General features: G+C 34.6%; 19 protein-coding genes. 16 read left to right on the top strand and 3 right to left on the bottom strand.

Annotation, left to right across the window (positions count from 1 at the left end):
* The first annotated feature begins 10 nt into the window (after positions 1-10).
* From DOK79_RS02495 to DOK79_RS02440, 12 genes are all read left to right on the top strand, one after another.
* Entirely contained in the window at positions 11-781 is a 771-nt protein-coding gene (locus DOK79_RS02495; protein ID WP_206854998.1) for a hypothetical protein, read from the top strand.
* A 33-nt stretch (positions 782-814) separates the two neighbouring features.
* Positions 815-2,983: a BppU family phage baseplate upper protein gene (locus tag DOK79_RS02490; RefSeq protein ID WP_242543243.1), complete on the top strand. Its 2,169-nt coding sequence runs from the start codon at positions 815-817 to the stop codon at positions 2,981-2,983.
* Between the two features lie 12 nt (positions 2,984-2,995).
* Positions 2,996-3,445 (top strand): hypothetical protein, encoded by a 450-nt coding sequence (locus tag DOK79_RS02485; RefSeq protein ID WP_206854995.1) that lies wholly within the window; start codon positions 2,996-2,998, stop codon positions 3,443-3,445.
* Entirely contained in the window at positions 3,438-3,566 is a 129-nt protein-coding gene (locus DOK79_RS02480; protein ID WP_206854993.1) for an XkdX family protein, read from the top strand. The genes DOK79_RS02485 and DOK79_RS02480 overlap by 8 nt, the downstream gene beginning before the upstream one ends.
* Positions 3,567-3,627: 61 nt before the next feature.
* A complete protein-coding gene (locus DOK79_RS02475) occupies positions 3,628-4,026 on the top strand; it encodes a phage holin family protein (RefSeq protein WP_206854991.1) in 399 nt (132 codons plus the stop codon).
* On the top strand, positions 4,016-4,270 hold the full coding sequence (locus DOK79_RS02470) for a hypothetical protein (RefSeq protein ID WP_206854989.1): 255 nt from the start codon (positions 4,016-4,018) through the stop codon (positions 4,268-4,270). Before DOK79_RS02475 ends, DOK79_RS02470 begins: the two co-directional genes overlap by 11 nt.
* A complete protein-coding gene (locus DOK79_RS02465) occupies positions 4,270-5,262 on the top strand; it encodes an N-acetylmuramoyl-L-alanine amidase (protein ID WP_206854988.1) in 993 nt (330 codons plus the stop codon). Before DOK79_RS02470 ends, DOK79_RS02465 begins: the two co-directional genes overlap by 1 nt.
* Positions 5,263-5,481: 219 nt before the next feature.
* Positions 5,482-6,279, top strand: coding sequence for a HipA family kinase (locus DOK79_RS02460; RefSeq protein ID WP_206854986.1), 798 nt, complete (start codon positions 5,482-5,484; stop codon positions 6,277-6,279).
* A gap of 5 nt (positions 6,280-6,284) precedes the next feature.
* Positions 6,285-7,103, top strand: coding sequence for a DUF3037 domain-containing protein (locus DOK79_RS02455; RefSeq protein ID WP_071866055.1), 819 nt, complete (start codon positions 6,285-6,287; stop codon positions 7,101-7,103).
* A gap of 245 nt (positions 7,104-7,348) precedes the next feature.
* Positions 7,349-7,930, top strand: coding sequence for a hypothetical protein (locus DOK79_RS02450; RefSeq protein ID WP_071866056.1), 582 nt, complete (start codon positions 7,349-7,351; stop codon positions 7,928-7,930).
* A gap of 352 nt (positions 7,931-8,282) precedes the next feature.
* On the top strand, positions 8,283-8,429 hold the full coding sequence (locus tag DOK79_RS02445) for a hypothetical protein (protein WP_023520189.1): 147 nt from the start codon (positions 8,283-8,285) through the stop codon (positions 8,427-8,429).
* Positions 8,430-9,688: 1,259 nt separating this feature from the next.
* Entirely contained in the window at positions 9,689-10,021 is a 333-nt protein-coding gene (locus DOK79_RS02440; protein WP_023520188.1) for a hypothetical protein, read from the top strand.
* 127 nt (positions 10,022-10,148) lie between these two features.
* Here DOK79_RS02440 and DOK79_RS02435 read toward each other — a convergent pair whose 3' ends face one another.
* From DOK79_RS02435 to DOK79_RS02425, 3 genes are all read right to left on the bottom strand, one after another.
* The gene (locus DOK79_RS02435; RefSeq protein WP_206854983.1) at positions 10,149-11,441 is read right to left on the bottom strand and encodes a D-serine ammonia-lyase; all 1,293 of its coding nucleotides are present in this window, start codon (positions 11,439-11,441) and stop codon (positions 10,149-10,151) included.
* 47 nt (positions 11,442-11,488) lie between these two features.
* Positions 11,489-11,863 (bottom strand): hypothetical protein, encoded by a 375-nt coding sequence (locus tag DOK79_RS02430; RefSeq protein WP_339092817.1) that lies wholly within the window; start codon positions 11,861-11,863, stop codon positions 11,489-11,491.
* A gap of 467 nt (positions 11,864-12,330) precedes the next feature.
* Positions 12,331-12,636 (bottom strand): DUF5960 family protein, encoded by a 306-nt coding sequence (locus DOK79_RS02425; protein ID WP_206855178.1) that lies wholly within the window; start codon positions 12,634-12,636, stop codon positions 12,331-12,333.
* Between the two features lie 1,096 nt (positions 12,637-13,732).
* On the opposite strand from DOK79_RS02425, the gene DOK79_RS02420 reads away from it, so the two are divergent.
* From DOK79_RS02420 to malX, 4 genes are all read left to right on the top strand, one after another.
* Entirely contained in the window at positions 13,733-14,701 is a 969-nt protein-coding gene (locus DOK79_RS02420) for an Abi family protein (protein WP_206855176.1), read from the top strand.
* A 318-nt stretch (positions 14,702-15,019) separates the two neighbouring features.
* Entirely contained in the window at positions 15,020-15,730 is a 711-nt protein-coding gene (locus DOK79_RS02415; RefSeq protein ID WP_206855174.1) for a glucosamine-6-phosphate deaminase, read from the top strand.
* 159 nt (positions 15,731-15,889) lie between these two features.
* Entirely contained in the window at positions 15,890-16,681 is a 792-nt protein-coding gene (locus DOK79_RS02410; protein WP_206855170.1) for a MurR/RpiR family transcriptional regulator, read from the top strand.
* A 91-nt stretch (positions 16,682-16,772) separates the two neighbouring features.
* On the top strand, positions 16,773-18,341 hold the full coding sequence (gene malX, locus DOK79_RS02405; protein WP_206855167.1) for a maltose/glucose-specific PTS transporter subunit IIBC: 1,569 nt from the start codon (positions 16,773-16,775) through the stop codon (positions 18,339-18,341).
* The last annotated feature ends 1 nt before the right edge of the window (position 18,342 follow it).

Genomic DNA, 18,342 nt, shown 5'->3' with positions numbered 1-18,342 from the left:
AGGTGAAATGATGAATTTAGAGAAAAAACAAAGGGACAAGTCAATTGACTGGCTTTTGCGACAAGCAGCAATTCATTTTGATGGTGATGATCAAAACCCTCATTTATTAGCTACTGAATTCAATGCGGGACTTGCTACGCCTGAAACTGTTCGCTTGGCAAAAGGTCAATATCTTATAGATAATGACCTAGGTGCAAAGTACCCGAATATGTCAGACATTCCGCCTGGTAAATATTGGACACGTTGGGCTTGGGGAAGCAATGATATGCCGGGTGTAGATAATGGTAGTTTCATCAAGTTGCATATATATGCTGCGACAAGCTTTTACAAGTTGTACGTAGTGATTTCTGGCTATTTTGGGGATACTTACTACAAAAATACACATACTACGCCTAATGAAGGAAATAATGATGGGTACAACCCCCAAGGTTGGCGTAAACTAGTCACTGAGAGAACGTTATTCACTGGTTCTGCCTCAGATCCTGGACGAGTAATCCAGTTAAATGATGAAATCAGATATTATCGGAATTTGGAAATCACTATAAATGGTAATGGCGGACAGATTTTCAAAGTACCTGTTTTAAATCGAATGGCGTTCCAAGGATTGAACTTGAGCGACGGAAATTCTTCAACAACATATTTCTGGGAAATTGAGTTGGAGCAAACGGGATCGAATCAACTAACTATCCGGCGTAATGACGAAACATTCATAAATAATGCTGGCTTACAAGGAAAGGTCCCTGGCAGTGTGTCAATAGGTTTAATCAAAGGAATTAATTAAAAGTTAAAATAGAAAGTGTGAGAGAGGTGCGGAATGAGGAAAATAGCGAATATCGGTGTACCGACCCAACCTTTTAGCAGGGCCACAAAGCTTACTGGTTTCACCTTTAAGTCCTACGATAAGAATTCCGGTGTTTTAAGATTCGAAATTAAAAATCAAGACGGCAGTCCTACTGATTTACTCGGTGCGACTGTACGTCTTTTTATGTACATTTATAAAGGGGAAGAGAAACAACTATTCCCGATTTTTGACAATCAAATCATTACTGAAAGCTATATGCAAGGTATTGTTAAGTATCCTATCCCCGACATGCTATTAGCGTATGAAGGAAAAGTTGATGCTTTTATTTATATTGATTTCCCAGACGGTAGCCATACAGATAATTTAGCCTTCACATTCAATATCGAAAAATCAGTTATTGATGGCGATGTTCAATTGAACGGTGAATACTATTTTAAAGACTTTCAACAACTTATTGATACTATGTCGCAAGAAATAGATACAAAAATCGAACTTGTTGAAGAAATGGTGAATGATTCAAAAAATCAGATGGGCACTGTACAGCAAAATATCAATCGAGTTGAAGAAAAGGTTGATGAGATCAATCAACAAATAGGCGAACTAGGTAAACTTAAAAAAATATACTCAAACAATATCGATTTTGGTAATTACGACTATTCAGGGAATGCCAATTTGTTACCAAAGATTACAGCTGCTCATTTTACATCTGGAAATGGAGCTACGGTTGAAGATGGACCAGGTGGCGAGATCATTTTCACGTTAGATGGATCTGCACAATTAACTAAATTTAATACAAGCATGCGTTTACCCGCTCTTCAAAATGGAAAGAGATACACCATCAGCGCTGAGATTATGCTACATGAAGGTTTAGAAGGGGATGCCTCAAATATTCGATTAACTAATAACTACGTTCCAGGCGGAAATATCATGTTATCTACAGTTAGACCTTCTCCAACGGCTACTAATATTTGGCACACGATTAGAGGTACGCAAATAGCAACTTATGCGACTACACTGCCTCAGCAGTGGTATTTAGTCTTACAAGATGTTACAGCATCAAGTCGAATTAAGGGTAAAATCTCTCTTCGAAACATAAAGATAGAAGAAGGATCGGTTGTTACGCCGTATCAACCTAATCTATTATTTGCACCTTACCAGATTTCTAGGATAGCCTTGAACGAAAATTTAGCAAATAAAGAACAAGCTTTCCCGATAAGTAGTCGACAGTATTTAATTTACTCTGCTGAAATGATTGAACCATTTATTGCTAACCAAACATATACATTAACTTTGAAAGGAACCAAGCTAGGTACACAATCATTTAGAGTATATACAACTGGTCCCAATAGTACCTGTAATATCGGGGACATGGAAATAGTAGAAGGTTTAGCAGATACATGGAGACTGACATTCACTCCTTCAGAAGCAAACTTAAGCGGGAGTGTTTCTCCTAACACGTTACAAATCTACCAATTTCCTCAAGCAACAATGGGGCAAGTAACGATTGACTCATTAAAAATAGAAAAAGGAGGGATAGCTACTCCCGATATTTCTGAGCACAAGTACTTTGGTGAAGGTTTGAAAGACAGTAATAATCCATACGACTATAGCTGGGATATTACACCAGAGCACACAGAAAAAGGATTGAAAGACAAAGTAAGTCTGACAGAGCCACAAGCTATTGAAGGAACAAAGGATTTTCTTGAACAGCCTTATATTGAAGGTGAACGTATAGCAACTGAAAAGTTTGGAATATCCTTAACTGGTGGACTTTTGTCAGGTGTCCCAATCGCTGAATGGACTGCACTAAACTGGGGAAGTATCTTTGCTTATGACAACGAGCGCTCTAAAACAAATGATGTATTTACGATATCACAAGACACTAAAACATTAACTATATTAAAAAACTGTACCTTGCAACTTGCGGGTACTTTTACTTGTCAAACCGACAATTCTAATTTCTATGCCTATTTAATTATCTTGGTGAATGGAGCCAATAGATATCGGTTGGCTGGTGTTGCAGGTGGATTGAATTGGCGTAATGATATCGGATGGATTGCAACGAGGCAATTTAAAGCTGGTGATGTTTTAACACTTGTAACATCAACAAATGTCAAGAGTGAGTCAATTTCGGCTTGGGGTGTTGACCAAGTATATATCAGAGAAGTTATTACAGCATAAAGGGAGGAAACTATGAAAAAAATTTGGCAATATGGGCGAACAGGTGGCGTAGAACTTGAAGTCTCGGATAATTTTTTAGTACAAGTACCATTTACGGAAGTTCCACCATTAGAAGGAGAAAGACCAGACGGTGAACCACTATCGATTAACGATCAAATGTTTGATCCTACAGAAAGCCGATGGATCGTTCTAGCGAATGTGTTAGATCACAATGATTTAAATAATCTAAAAGTAATGTATCAAAAGTTAAAGCAAGAAAATAGTGATTTGAAACAGCTCAATTCTAAATTAATGCTAAATGATGTAGCAATCAAACAAGAGAATGCTTCTTTAAAACAAAAAGCAGATAGTTTAGCTCAAATCAACTCAAAGACGATGCTAGTGTCGCTCCAGAACAGTCAAGAGATTGCAAAAATTAAAGAAGAGTTTACTGTGAATGAAGGAGGGGAAGAGAATGTTTAGTTTTTATGATGTAAAAATGATGTACGATTGGGGTTATTTCACCGATGAGCAAGTCCGGCAGTTCGTTCCACTGTGTATTACAGATGAAGAAGCAGACAGAATTGTAAATACAGAAAGTTAGAAAACCGTACTCAAACGAGTGCGCTTTTTGTGTGTCCAAAAATAGAAAGAAGGGTGGAAACATGGTGATTATCGACAACTTAGTTTTGTTATCAGAGTTCAAAAACCTTGTAAGCAATATTTACATTCAGATTTTTGTTTGGATTGTTATTGCTGACATTGTAACAGGAGTATGTAAAGGGCTTGCTGGAAAAGAAGCGAACAGCACAAAGGGATTAATGGGTGTAGTGAAGCACTTATTAGTGGTTGGGCTTGTTCTGGTGGCTTATCCATATCTAAAAATAATGAATTTCGAAGGTGTCGCAACAGCATTCGTTCTATCTTATATAGCTGTTTATGGTATTTCGGTCATTGAAAATTTGGGGCAGTTAGGAATTCCAGTTCCTGACTTTGTAAAAGATCGATTCAGTAAATTAAAAGATTCTACTGAACAACAAGGAGGAAACGACGATGCGGAATAAAGAAAAATTTATTTCTGACTACAACGAAGTAGTTAAACCAGAGTTACAGAATAACGAAACAGCGGTCGAAGATGCAGCGCATACGTTGAACCATTCGACTGAGCCAGTCTACACAGTGCCGATTGAATTTACGAATACAGGTAAAGACGAAAAATTTGTTTTCGAGCAAAGGGAACGAGAAAAAACAGATGATCCGAAAGAGAGTTTACTTGACTGGTTTTATATTGGAAGAGGTGATCAATAATGACTATTCGTTCAAATGGCGGCGGACACGGCGGACGACAAAGTGGAAGCGGAAGCAACTGGATGGACCCAGGAGCAGTTGGAAATGGTAGACGTGAAGCGGATGTAGTTCGTACGATTACACAAAAAATGCAAGCAATAGCATCTGTAGCTAGTACTAGTGACCAATCAGCAACTACTGTGAATCAAAATTTACAGAATCAAGTGAATGCAATGAATTCAGCCGGTAATGGGTGGGCGATCACAAATCATTTAAATGCGTTCAATGGACAAGCAACTGGTGCAGAAGTTTGGTATTGGGCAGGCAATGAAGAAGCTCGCAAGAAAGCCGCAGAAGTATCCGCAGCAATTGCCAAAGCGTTAGGCATTGTGGACAGAGGAGCGAAAGCAACGACTAGCTTATTTGTCCACAGGAACACGAATAGCGGTGTCAATGTACTATTAATCGAGTGGTGCTTTATCGATAATGCGAATGACATGCGCCGATTAGATCAGAACATGGACCAAGCAATTCATGCGGTGATGAATGTGCTTGGCTACAACACAAGCGGAAGTATTCAAGCGACACCACAGACACATGATCAAATTATTTTAGCGAGCCCACCAAAAACGAGCGGGAACTATGTAGGTAAGTTAGAAGTGTTTAACGAGCTAGTCTTAGGTACATTTCGGATTGCTGGATGGTTGGTTCCGCAAAATGGTGCAGCGTATTTAAATCAAGGATACATCTTCTGGATGGATGCCGACAATCCGGATGTAGAAATTGGACGTTGTAAATCAGCCGGCATTATCAGAGATGATGTGAATGCAACATACGGATTACCTAGTGGCCTGCGATTTGGTTTGGATGGCACACTAGATATCCGAAAATTTGCAGGTAAAAGAGTATTTCCAATGTTACGACGAACAAACGATCCCAACGGAAATACAATCAATGGACAAACAGTCGATATTCGATTTCCTGAGTATGTACTGACGATTCCTAAGCGATGAAAAAATAGCCTCTCAACTGATGAACATCATTTTAAATTAGAATTTAATTCTAATTTTTGGGATGTATATCAATTGAGGGGTGGTACATAGAAAATATAAATTATCTAAATGCTTATTCAAGCTAGAAAATCTATGTTGAGTTTAAACATATGTTCCGTATTGTTAATAATGTTAAACAATATTATAATTTTTAATATAATATTGACAAGATGAAATCGGGTGAGTACAATACGAAAAGTTACGAATTATTTAGGCCGGATTCCAAATGGAGTAACACAACCTGTTAGAGTACAGGCTGATGATGGAAAAGTTTATGTAATGAAATATTTACATGACTTTTGCAGTGCTAAAATTTTATATAATGAGTTGATCGCTTACAGGCTTGGGAAATTGCTTGAAATTCCAATGCCTGATTGTACGGTTGCTGAATTATCTGAAGCAGTCATTTCTAAAACACCGCATTTGTTAGAAACGAATGCCCTTGCTTGTACTTGCTTTCTAAGCGAATATAGAGCTGGTACTCCAAAAATTTCACCTATTTTAGCACGAAACACTATTAATGGAACAGATATTTCTAAGATTTTAGTTTTTGATCAAATAATTTTGAATAATGATAGAGCTAAAAATGATGGGAATTTGTATTATGATAAAAAAGAGAAAAAAGTTTTGGCAATTGATCATTCTCACATATTTATTAACGGAGAGATTTGGTCTGCAAACGAGCTTAGACAGTTAAAAGGAAAAAGTCCTATGGTGGTAGATAATTTACTTGGGAGAAATTATCGGGCATTTTCTTCACAGCTTACAGGTTACAACTGCTATAATAATACTAAAGATAAAATAAAAAATTTAAATAAAACAGATGTTCAATCTGTATTTCAAGATATTCCCGATGATTGGGGAATAAAACTAGAAGAAATAGAGAGTTCATTTGAGTTAATATGGGAACAAATGAAACAAATTGAAGGTATTACGATCCAGTTACAGAATGCGTACTCAAAAAGAAAAGGAGGGTAATAATTATGAATGACGCAATAAAAATAAATTATTCTATATGTAATTATATTCCCAGTATAATTCGACAAGAATCCGTAATTTTTGGTATTGTTATTCACTGCCCTTCTGAAGAGTATTCTAAATTTCATAGGACTAAGAATATTAATAGGCTTAAATCTTTTGATGACGAATTTGATAAAGATTATATGGAATTAATGAGTGAGACATTCTCTTACTACTTTGATTATCCTTCTTTGGAGTTAGAAGATTATGATGAGGAACGATTCGATAATATACATTCTGATAATTTTATTTCTAATATAACAAAATATTATGTTAATGAATTTAAATTTTCAGAAGTGAGAGAACTCGTTTCCTCTCGGGCTGCTTTATTAGAAGATATTAATGATTTAATAAGGACTTATCTGTATTACGATAGACCTAAGTCAGAGAGGATTACGACACCAGAAGTTAAACGATTATTGAGTAAAGAACTTAGAAACTTGAATTTAAAAGAGCATGTTAAAGTACCGAAGATACACGATTTGGCAGAACGAGAAGTAGTTGATTTTGAGTATAACACTACTTTAGTTAAGGTATTGAGCTTCGATTATAAAAGGAAAACTGATATAATTGATCAAATTAATAAATTTCAAATTGATATGTTAGAAAATCACGATTACTTTTATAAAAAAAACATCAAAGTTGTTATGGGGAATTCTGAATTTTATGATGAAGATTTTATGGACTCTGTTAAAAAAAAATTATGCTGTTTGGCCCCTAATATAGAAATTATTTCAATTGGGGAATATACTAATAATTTAATTTTTCAAGGATTAAATTAGAAATAAAATGTAAATTTGAGACTGTAAAAACTCAAAAATCGTTCTTGGTGTTGATTTTTACGTTATACAATTAATTGTATCAACTCGCCCATATTTCCATTCAAAACCTAACCAATGATAAGGATTTAATCATTTGCCCACTTTTCGAAGTGGGTCTTTTTTTATGTAATAAAAAGTCGGTATATAAAAATAAAAATGATCGTCTTTAATCATATTATTGCTTATAATAATATGGAGGTGATGTTGTGGATAAAATAGTTAGTCTTTTTAAAAATAATAATTTTCAATCTTTTTTATGTGGTATTTTGGGGAGTTTCATAGTTTTTATTCTATTTGGTATTGATTTTAGTCTGTCAGGGTTGCTTGCAGAATGGTTAAGTGCTGTTGGGACAATAGGTGCTGTATGGGTTTCGTTATGGATTGTTTTTGATGAAAAAAAGGTAAAAGTTGCAATAGTAGTTAAAAAATTACGTAAAGAAACAGTATCTCCAGAAGGAATTAATATGTATGGCCAATTTAGTAGTATTGAAGTATATGCGTATAATCATAGCGCAAAACCAATTGCGATTTCGTTTATGGGGATTAGACCTCAAGGTGCTGATAAAGATGATTATATTGAGGAAATTAGCCAACTTGTTGAAAATCCAAAACTTGAATTTATTCAACCTGGGATGGTAGGAAAAAAGTATTGTGAAGATATTAAGTATTTATCTGATGTAAGTAAAAGATATATAAGAGAGGATGGAACTTTACATCTTGAAGCAGTTTTTGTTGATATCAATGGTAAAGAACATTTAAAAGATATCGTAATAACTGATATTTTATAGATAGTAAAAACCTCAACCAATCATTCTTGGTTGAGGTTTTTTTTACGTTCTTCAATTAATTGTAGCAACTCGTTTTATTCCGAATCAAAGCCTAATATTAATAGCGAAAATAGTATACAACACATCGTGAATGCGCTTCAATTCGATTGATCAACATCAAGTTTTTTCTGATGAATTATCCAATCGGTTGTAAACCTCGTGAAACTTAAAAAGTATAGAATAAAAATCAAGAAAAAAATCAACTCAAATCATATAACAATATTTTACAACTTATGGTTAAATTATCTCAAATTTCATATAAAATTCTTAAATCTATCATATTATTTGAATGTATAAGAGGAGGTGCGTGCTATTGAGTATTCTAAAATCGGCAGTGAAATATAAAGTTGCAAAAAAAGCTACAGATAAAGTAATGGGTGACGGTTTGTTATCAAGTGTTGTTGCTGCAAAAGCAGTGAAGAAAAGTAATCAGCGTAGTAAGCAAAGAACAAAAAAATAAAAATACTAGAAGTCCTGTCCTTAGTTAAACAGGGGATTTTTGTTTTTTAATCGATTGTAGTAACTCGCTCAAATCCTCAATCGGCACCTAACCATTATACGAGAACAAGCGACAAAAAAAACACATGACTTGAAAAATAAATAAAATCATAGTAATCTAAAAGTGTCCTTGAAACCATTGATTAGGATATTATCATTTGCCCACTTTTCGGAGTGGGTCTTTTTTATGTTTCATAATCTAGCAAAACGCTTGTATTATCATTAGGTTAACCTTAAACTAACTGTAGGCGTGATTATGAAAAGAGAGTATCGATAGCTAAAACTTTTGGGGAAGTCTTTAGCGTGCATATCGATACTCTCTTTACTTATTATAACATACGTAATTTAGACAACAAAGGAATTATACAATTCTAACCATACGGTTTTTTTTAATTGCCTACTCTGCGAAGTAGGTCTTTTTTCTATAATAATATAGTTAGTTTTACAGAATATATAATGTCAATTTGACTATACGTATATTTTGGATTAGCTTTCTCACTCACATTTGCCAACGGAAATTGACCATTCATTTAAAGAAAAAATAGTAGATAAATGATTGGAAGTGAAAAATTAGATTTAATAGGAGTAAAAATATTGAATCTGATTTCAAGTTATTTTGTTTAATATTTATTAAGAGCATAACAACTGGAAGCGTGATTGTAAGAACAATTAGAACCAAATATATTTGATTGGCTGTAAAAAATAAAAGATTAGCAGCATATACTGATAAGATATGATAAAAGTTATAGACATGTATTGGCATCGATGGTTCCAATATTCCTACATTAAAAACTAGAAAATCAGCTAGATTGAAAAAAGAAAACAGTGTACCTAATCCGCTGATAAAAAATAAGATGATCGGTGTAGACGAAGTATTTAATCGATTAGCGTTCAATACAATAACCTCCTAATTTTTCTTTATAAAAGTTTAGAGCTAATGAATCATTTCGGATAGCAAAAAAACTAAATTTAGCGAAACTGTTTAAAACAAAAAAATTTCATAAAAAGTTCATATTTTGTAAAGAGATGAATTTGTTTACTTCTGCAAAGTGCTAAATAGAAATATTCTTAATTATTTAAACATATCTATGGATGTTTAAAAAGTAATGTGACAGTAATGTAAGCGTTTCTTATTAATGGTTTAAGCAAATAGGCATCGTTTAATTTATTCTTTTTTATACACTCTAAGTGTACCAAAAAAAAATAATAGGAGTGGTCAATATGAAGAAATTTTTATTAGCATGTTTAGGAATTTTAGCGACAGTTAGTTTTGCAGCGTGTGGTCCTAAAGTGTCAGAAAAGCCAAAGAGCCATTCGCCAAAGCAATCACAACAGATCCCTAGAAAAAAACAAAGTAGTGACACAAATGGTACTAAGAAAAAAGAAAAATCTAATAACAAGAGAAATGAACAGGAAAATAAACAGTCGAGTGATAGTAAAGAAAAGAAGAGCCAAAAAGTAAAACCCAAAAATGAAAGCAATTCTCAAAATAGAAAAAAACCAAATATTACGAACAAAGAATCAAATCATAATAATCTAGCAAATGTAAGCTAGATTAGCCTGCGATGATCTAGTAACCCAGCATTGCCAAAAAAAAAAGAACATCGATAACTGAGTATTTTTGTTATCGATGTTCTTTTAGCGAGATTAATGACTTGAACTTGCTGTTATTGTTACATAATTAGAAATTAAGTAAAGACAATCCTTTTTTGTAATATTGAGCCATTTCTTCTTCTGGGACCATATTACCACCCGTTCCCCAAATTATGTGTGTGCCAGAGTTTATCCAAGGTTTTTTCGATGCGAATGCTCGATTTATATTCACAAATGATGCAATCCCAGCAGTGGATGAAGGTTCCACATAGATGTTTTCACTATCCGCAAGCAATGTTAAATATTGATATAATCTTTCATCTTGAACAGTCGAAGTAGCATATAAAATCGGTTCTATGATTTTGCCGACTAAACGCGATGGGCGGCCGACGGCTAATCCATCAGCAGCTGTCTTACCATCGATTGCAATATCTTGCACTGAAATGTTGTCGTGTAATCCTGTATACAGGCCAAGTAACATGGATGGAGCGTGAGTAGGCTCTACAAAAAATATTTTTACAGCATCACCAAAAATGCAGGACAATCCAAAGGCAATTCCACCTGGACTACCACCTACACCACAAGGAAGATGGACATATAGAGGATGATCTTCGGAGACTTCAATATTTTTTTCTTTTAATTGAGTTTGTAGTCTTAGTGCAGCTACAGAGTATCCTAGAAATAAATCTTTTGAAGCTTCATCATCGATGAAATAACTGTTGGGTTTCTTTACTGTTTCTGCTCGCCCTAAAGCTACAGCTTTGCTAAAATTACCTTCGTACTCTTTGACAACAACACCCATTTCTCTCAACAAACGCTTTTTCCAGCTTTTTGCTTCATTAGACATGTGGACAGTCGTCTGAAACCCTAACTTTGCTCCCATGATTCCGACACTAAGTCCTAAATTCCCTGTAGAACCCACAATGATTGAATAATTAGAAAAAATATTTTTGAATTCATCATTTGCTAGAATAGCATAATTACTATCAATTGTTAGTTTTCCAGAATCCAGCGCAACTTTTTCAGCAAACGTCAAAACTTCATAGATTCCACCTCTGGCTTTAATTGAACCAGATACAGGGAGATTATTGTCACATTTAAAATATAGTTTACTGTTTGTTTCGAAGTGTTCTTTTTCTTTTATTTTATCCAACATGTTAGGAATCTCAACTAATTCTGACTCGATGATACCACCAGTAGCTTTAGTCTCAGGAAAAACTTTAGCAATGTATGGAGCAAACCTTTGTAGCCGTTTAGAAGCGTCTATCACATCATTTATGGTAAAACATGAAGTTTTTCTTTCTCCAAAATTTGGATTTATCCAGCAAACTTCTTGATATGATTGCAATGCTCTTAATAAACGATCTATTTTATTAGTCATTTTTGAACCCTCTTTCTATTTCTTAATTTGTGCATACAATGGAAGAATTACTGATTCATCCCCCATGCAACGAAGAAATAAAAGAGTGTAGGGAGAGAAAAAAGTAAATTTATTCCTAAAATCCAAATGGAAATCAATTTATTATTATTAGTGAAGATATTGAAAAATAATCCAATAATTGAAAAAATGATAAATAACGAGAGAGATGATAAATAAAGATTGTCGGAAGAAATGTGAAGGATAGATGAAGTAGCAGAAGCAAATTTTTCAAAAAATCCAAACAGAGGGATGTTCGGATCTGCAACACCCATATGAAAGATATAGATACAAGTGATGTGCAATACCGATATAGCTGTGCCAAGAGCACCGATTAGTAATAAAGAGATTGTTTTTAAAGGATTAGCAGATTTGAGTATTGGCATATAAATACCTCCTAGTTTTGATACATTTAATTATCTATAAAAAATTTTTTTCAAACCATTTTTTTGTCCGATTTATTCATTACATTTTCGTAAGTAATTAAAAGATAAAAAGGTCTGTATGATTGGAAAGCTTCATTTGAGAGTCACTAGAATTGTTATAGCTTAAGACAATTTACTTATTTCGAAGGTCTTGGTTTTTAATAGGACAGCTACTTTTCAGAGTGATTGCTTTTAAAAAATAGATACAACTACTGAAAACCAAAACTGTTGAATAATAAATAAAATGATAGTAATGTTATTTTATCACCCTAACAACATTTTTTACATCCTGCTCATTGGAGCGGGGTACATAAACGAACATATTTAAAATGATAGTAAAGTTTAAGTATCCACATTCAGAACATTCTTTATCCTAAGTTAGCCTGCTCTTTTCGAGTGGGTGTTTTTTTAATCGAACAGGCAGCTACTCATGCCAAATCAACCTGCCCAGGATTTATAAACAAACGTTTCTTAAAATCATACCTTCGATGCTGCAATCTTGTATTAGGAACATCTGTGACAATATCGAATAAAAAATATACTTTCATATTATTTTTCGTCTTAGAAGCAGGTAGCATAAAATAGTTTTTATTTGATTCGTATAAGTGGATTAACAGCTTATTTTCTACAAGTTTGAAATCAATTTCGGAATTCCAGTATTTATATAGTTCTTTTTCGAATTTTTTCTTTGGATCATGAAAGAACCAGAGCATTACATTTTTATGGATTATCATTTCTCTCCCCCTTGTTCGAATTATACAAACTTACGTTCGTTTTGTGAAGCATAAATAACAAGGGTAATTAGATTATCATGGGCAGAGATGTGGGCATACTCTGTATAAAGTTAGATAAACCCTATAAATATCATGTTTACTAATTGCGCTATATCAATATTATCAATTATAAAATAATCATTTTATCTAACTCGTAACGCGTAGGTCGTAGGTTCGATCCCTATAGCTGGCATACTAGATAAACGCCGTCATATCAAGGTTTACACCGAGATGTTGACGGCGTTTTTTTTGCTTTTTTTCGGTTTGTGGTCAGAGATAAGTTAAATGAAGTGAATCAAATAATCTTCAATTAGTGTTTGATTTCTAAGAATAAGCTCGTAATTTATATACCATTGTTTCAATCCATTGTAGCTAGTTTGAATACATTTGATTAGGATTTATAAAAATACTTTGAATAGATAGAACCATGAATAACCCAATAAATTATTAGATTTTTGCTACTATTTCTAGCTTCATTCGATCGGGATTTTCAAAAAAAGAATGCGTAGTGATTGGATCCACTGGAATAAGGATTATAATTATGTTACTCCTATTTTAAGCAATTTATTCCTTAACGAATCAACCTTAGATTCACTTGGAATAGAGAAGGAGAGGAGATTATTTCAAGTTACTGGCGTTAATTTCTATATGGTATATGATAAAATCCCCCCTTTGTAGTTTTTATTGTATTTAATAATAGGGAAGAAAGTGCCAAAAAATGAGTTGAAATATTTTCTGACTTATACATAGATGTTCATACAATAAGGTCAGTTCCTGTTTTTTTATATAGATTTGCTTGGATACTAAAACATAAGGAAGTATCTATTTACTGGAATTGTTACACTAAAAAAACACTGTTATATCAGTAATTATGTTAATTTGTTGACGGTGTTTTTGCAATTTAAATAAAATTATAAATGAACGATAATATATTGAAAGTAGTTTTTTTAAGTGATAAAATTTAGGTAATCATAAAGAAGAGCTGCTGTGCGGCTAACCGAAAGAGTCTGTCATTTATTTGATAGACTCTTTTGTGATATAAAAGAAGGTGAATTCCATGAAGTCATTCAAAACATTAGATGAACAACTAGAGATTTTGAAATCGAGGGGACTTTTGTTTTCAGATGAAGATTCTGCAAAAAAGCAATTATCTTTTTATGGGTACTATGAAATAATAAATGGCTATAAAGATTTTTTGTTAGAGAAGCCTGTACTAAAAACTGAAGAAGAAAAATTTATCAAAAATAGTACATTTGATCATATTTACTCACTATTTGTAATGGACAAGACATTGATTTCAGCTGTAATTGATGCTACTTGTGACATAGAGATGTTTATGAGAGCTGTAACAGCATATGTAATTAGTAAGAATATTAGTGAGGATGATAAAATCTATTTAAGTCGTAGACATTATGCATCTGGAAAGAAAAATAAAAATGGAAAAGGAGCTAAAATCGATCAGTTAATTACCAAATTCCACAAGATAATCAATGATGATATTGAACCAATGAAACATTATCGGGAGTCTCATCAGAATGTTCCACCATGGATTATGTTAAAAGGGAGTTCTTTTGGTAATTTAGTGAATTTCTACAAATTACAAAAGCCTAAAAATAAAGCTGAGATTGTATCTATGATGCTAGGAATACCTAAAGAAATGGTAACAAACGAAGAAGTTAGTATGTTTACTGATATGATATTCTTGTGTCATAGTTATAGAAATCGTGCTGCCCATGGAGGTCGTATGTATAACTATCGTTCGATAAAATCTTCAATCAGATTCAATAGAAATTTTCATTTAAGAGCGAACGTTACGGAGGCAGATTATAGAAATGGAAAAGGACAGTCTTGTTTGGGAACGCTATACCAATCACTAACTTGGTTTGATAATCAGGTAGCTATGAACCAGCTAAGGGCAGGAATCTACGTAGCTCTGAACAACCATCTAAAAATTTATCCAGAAGACTATGACTTGATTATTTCAGAAACAAATTTAGATCCAAATATATTTATAGAAAAAATTTGATTAGTTTACTACATATACAACAGAATAGAAACAAAAAATGGATAGCGATTACGTAATTTGATATAACCATTATTCTCTAAATAATTAAGACTCATAGTCGTAATAAAAAGCTACTAGTTTTCTTTGGTTGATGTGGTCATAGTTTGAGATCTTTGCCATATAATAGTACACGATCACATAAGTATTGATTATTATTTTTATGGGATGTTATTATATTTTTCCAAGAAAATCCCTACTAAAATAAGAAAACGCTACCAAAAACGCCCTCACACTGTTAAACTTTAACTAAATGATTGATTGAAAGGAAGTGTGACAGCAATGGATTTAGTGATTGCAAAAGATTATGAAACACTTAGTGAAGTAACAGCAGGGATCGTCTTAGAGAAGATGTTGAAGCATAGAAGAGTGAACTTGTCTTTGACAACAGGAAATTCGCCTAAGATGGCTTATGAGATTTTGGTTGATAAGCTTAGTAAATTACAGATGGATACATCTATGATCCATTATTATAATTTTGATGAAGTGGCGCTGAAGGATAAGCAGTATGGTTTGACTATGTCAGGACTAAAAAAAGCTCTTTATGAGCCTATCGGAGTCGCTCCTGAGAATATTCACGAACTGACTATTGAGAATTATCAGGAGATTGACAAAAAAATTGCTCAAGTAGGTGGCTTGGATTTAGTTTTGATGGGGCTTGGTGAGGATGGTCATTTTTGCGGGAATATGCCAGGATACACGGATTTTAGCAAGGAAACATACAGTATTCCAGTCATTCCTGGAGATCAGATGTACGAATCGTTGCAAGAACATCTGGGAGAAGAACCTGGGGATTACTTCGTGACATTTGGACCAAAGACGGTCATGGCAGCGAAACATCTAGTGTTGATCGTTAATGGGGAACATAAAGCAGAAATCATTAAACAAGTCATTGAAGGACCGGTAACAGAGAAAATCCCTGCATCCATTTTGATGACTCATCCAAATATCACAGTGATTTTAGATGAAGCTGCAGCAAAATCATTAAAATAATAGACAAGAATCCACGAAAATCATGTTTAGATTTCGTGGATTTTTTATTTCTAGAACGTTTATTTTGAACACTCGTTTTTTATTGGTTTCTTGGGTACAATAATAAGAAAACAGAACCTATAGTGAATAGGCGAGCTACTGCCGGAATGGGAGAAAACGATGAACCAATTTTATAAGAGGATCCAATATAAATTTTCTGAATTGAATCAAGTGGAAAAAAATATCTTAGATTATTGTTTACATCAATCAAAAAAAGTTTCCTCAATGACAGCCGAAGAATTAGCGACCGAGACATTTACGAGTCAATCGACTATTACGCGGATGGCAAAAAAACTTGGCTTCAAAGGCTTTCAAGAATTTAAATTCGCACTAAAAAGTTATCGATCTTTAGAAGAAACGAGTGATCCAACTGATTCATCAAATGAATTTAAACCGTTGATCAATGAGATTCTTCGCCAGTTTACGGAGACTTTAGATAAAATCGAGCCAAAACAAATCGATCAGGCAATCAACATGATTAGACAAGCACGACGCATTGAACTGTTTGCCTTGGGACAAAGCATACCTGTCGCTGTTTCGCTTAATCGAAAATTGCATTTTCTTGGTAAAAATGTGGGGCATTCAACCGATTGGGACGAGTTGCGGGCAGTGAGTAAACAGCTAGGAAAAGAAGATCTTGCGATTTTTATTAGTCATAGTGGTGAAACATTAGGAATGCTCGATTATGCCAAACGATTAAAGGAGCGAAAGGTTCCGTTACTTTCCTTTATTGGTCAACCCACAAGTTCATTAGAAGAATTATCGACGGTTGCGTTTATTGCGGAAATGTTGACGATCTATCATCAAAATATTGATTTAAGTCCAAGAGTTTCATTGGACATTTTATTAGATATTTTGATGATCCACTATGCGAAACAAGTGGCCTCGCAGAATGAAGATTCTAATTTATGAATGCTCATTCTACATGGAGAGGAACTATTGCAACCGCCTTTGTCATCGCTTACATTTTAAGGGTAAGAAATAGAGTAAGGGGGTCAAAGGAATGCAAAAAGGAAAGAAAGCAAGTTGGATGGAGATTTTTCAAGGGTTAGGAAAAACGTTTATGTTGCCCGTCGCACTGTTAGCCTTCATGGGATTGTTCCTCGGAATCGGGAGTGCTTTTTCCGCTGAATCAGCAATCACTGCTTTTCCATTTTTAGGTGCTGGTTGGTTACAGGTGATCTTTCGGTTTATGTCCACGATCGGCGGGTTTGCGTTTAGCTATTTACCTGTGATGTTTGCGATGGCGATACCATTAGGCTTAGCACGTAAAGAAAAAGGTGTGGCTGCTTTTTCAGGTTTTGTCGGGTATGTAGTGATGCAATTATCGATCAATTTTTATTTGCAAGAAACGAATCAATTGGCAGCGAGTGAACAATTACGTGAAGCAGGTCAAGAAATGGTTTTTGGCATCCAAACTTTATCCATGGGTGTATTGGGTGGGATCATTGTCGGGCTGATCGTTTATCAGCTGCATACGCGATTCTACCAATTTCAATTACCAGATAGTTTTGCCTTTTTCTCAGGAACACGTTTCGTGCCTATCATTACCTCAGTAACTTTAGCAATCGTTGGTGTGTTGATTCCAATGGTTTGGCCAATTTTTGCCATGTTGATCACTGGGATCGGAAATTTGATCCAACGTTCTGGGGCTTTTGGACCATTCTTATTCGGTTCAGGAGAACGGCTATTGTTGCCATTTGGCTTACATCATATTTTAGTATCGATGATCCGATTTACAGAAGCTGGCGGAAGTCAGGTCATTAACGGACAAGAAGTCTTTGGCGCGCTAAATATTTTTTATAATGAATTGCAACAAGGACTAGCGATCTCGCCTAGTGCCACTGCTTTTCTTTCACAAGGGAAAATGCCAACATTTATGTTTGGGCTGCCTGCCGCGGCTCTTGCGATGTATCAAACGGCAAGGCCAGAGAATCGTTCGAAAATCAAAGGCTTGCTGATTTCAGGTGTGATCGCTACCTTTGTAACAGGGATCACCGAACCGATCGAATTCTTATTTCTATTTATTAGTCCGCTTCTATGGGGCTTCCACGTATTGATGACTGGTGCCGGGTTTATGGTCATGAGTCTATTAGGGGTAACGATTGGTAATACCGATGGTGGCATCTTAGACTTTATTATTTTCGGAGTTATGCAGGGCTCTTATACCAAATGGTGGCTGGTTTTACTTGTGGGGGCTTGTTGGTTTGGGATTTATTATTTTACGTTCAAAACAGTGATTTTACGCAAAAACTTGAAAACACCAGGACGTGAAGAAGCGACTGCTGAGACAGAATATACGGAGGAAGAAGTCTCCTACAAAGGAAAAGGCATAGTTGATGCGCATGGGGTCTTGGCTGCTTTAGGCGGTGCTGAGAATATTACTTCTTTAGATAATTGTATTACGCGTCTACGGTTAGTGGTGAATGACGGATCGATCGTTGACGATGACCGACTGAAAAAATTAGGCGCATTAGGTGTGGTCCACTTGGATGATACGAATGTGCAAGTCATTATAGGAACAAAAGTGACGACCGTAAGAAATCAATTGGATGACATCTTGTCGTTCTAAG

It is taken from the genome of Enterococcus sp. DIV1094 (genome assembly GCF_017316305.2).
In the GTDB taxonomy this organism is placed as follows: Bacteria; Bacillota; Bacilli; order Lactobacillales; family Enterococcaceae; genus Enterococcus_B; species Enterococcus_B mangumiae.
Note: the sequence above shows the minus strand (reverse complement) of the source record. Positions and strands in the feature narration are given on the sequence as shown.

Coding starts and splice junctions, on each gene's coding strand:
- DOK79_RS02425 (WP_206855178.1), bottom strand. CDS start 12,636: ATGATAATCCATAAAAATGTAATGCTCTGGTTCTTTCATGATCCAAAG.
- DOK79_RS02435 (WP_206854983.1), bottom strand. CDS start 11,441: ATGACTAATAAAATAGATCGTTTATTAAGAGCATTGCAATCATATCAA.
- DOK79_RS02455 (WP_071866055.1), top strand. CDS start 6,285: ATGAATGACGCAATAAAAATAAATTATTCTATATGTAATTATATTCCC.
- DOK79_RS02415 (WP_206855174.1), top strand. CDS start 15,020: ATGGATTTAGTGATTGCAAAAGATTATGAAACACTTAGTGAAGTAACA.
- DOK79_RS02420 (WP_206855176.1), top strand. CDS start 13,733: ATGAAGTCATTCAAAACATTAGATGAACAACTAGAGATTTTGAAATCG.
- DOK79_RS02410 (WP_206855170.1), top strand. CDS start 15,890: ATGAACCAATTTTATAAGAGGATCCAATATAAATTTTCTGAATTGAAT.
- DOK79_RS02465 (WP_206854988.1), top strand. CDS start 4,270: ATGACTATTCGTTCAAATGGCGGCGGACACGGCGGACGACAAAGTGGA.
- DOK79_RS02495 (WP_206854998.1), top strand. CDS start 11: ATGAATTTAGAGAAAAAACAAAGGGACAAGTCAATTGACTGGCTTTTG.
- DOK79_RS02475 (WP_206854991.1), top strand. CDS start 3,628: ATGGTGATTATCGACAACTTAGTTTTGTTATCAGAGTTCAAAAACCTT.
- DOK79_RS02490 (WP_242543243.1), top strand. CDS start 815: ATGAGGAAAATAGCGAATATCGGTGTACCGACCCAACCTTTTAGCAGG.
- DOK79_RS02440 (WP_023520188.1), top strand. CDS start 9,689: ATGAAGAAATTTTTATTAGCATGTTTAGGAATTTTAGCGACAGTTAGT.
- DOK79_RS02480 (WP_206854993.1), top strand. CDS start 3,438: ATGTTTAGTTTTTATGATGTAAAAATGATGTACGATTGGGGTTATTTC.
- DOK79_RS02470 (WP_206854989.1), top strand. CDS start 4,016: ATGCGGAATAAAGAAAAATTTATTTCTGACTACAACGAAGTAGTTAAA.
- DOK79_RS02430 (WP_339092817.1), bottom strand. CDS start 11,863: ATGCCAATACTCAAATCTGCTAATCCTTTAAAAACAATCTCTTTATTA.
- DOK79_RS02485 (WP_206854995.1), top strand. CDS start 2,996: ATGAAAAAAATTTGGCAATATGGGCGAACAGGTGGCGTAGAACTTGAA.
- malX (WP_206855167.1), top strand. CDS start 16,773: ATGCAAAAAGGAAAGAAAGCAAGTTGGATGGAGATTTTTCAAGGGTTA.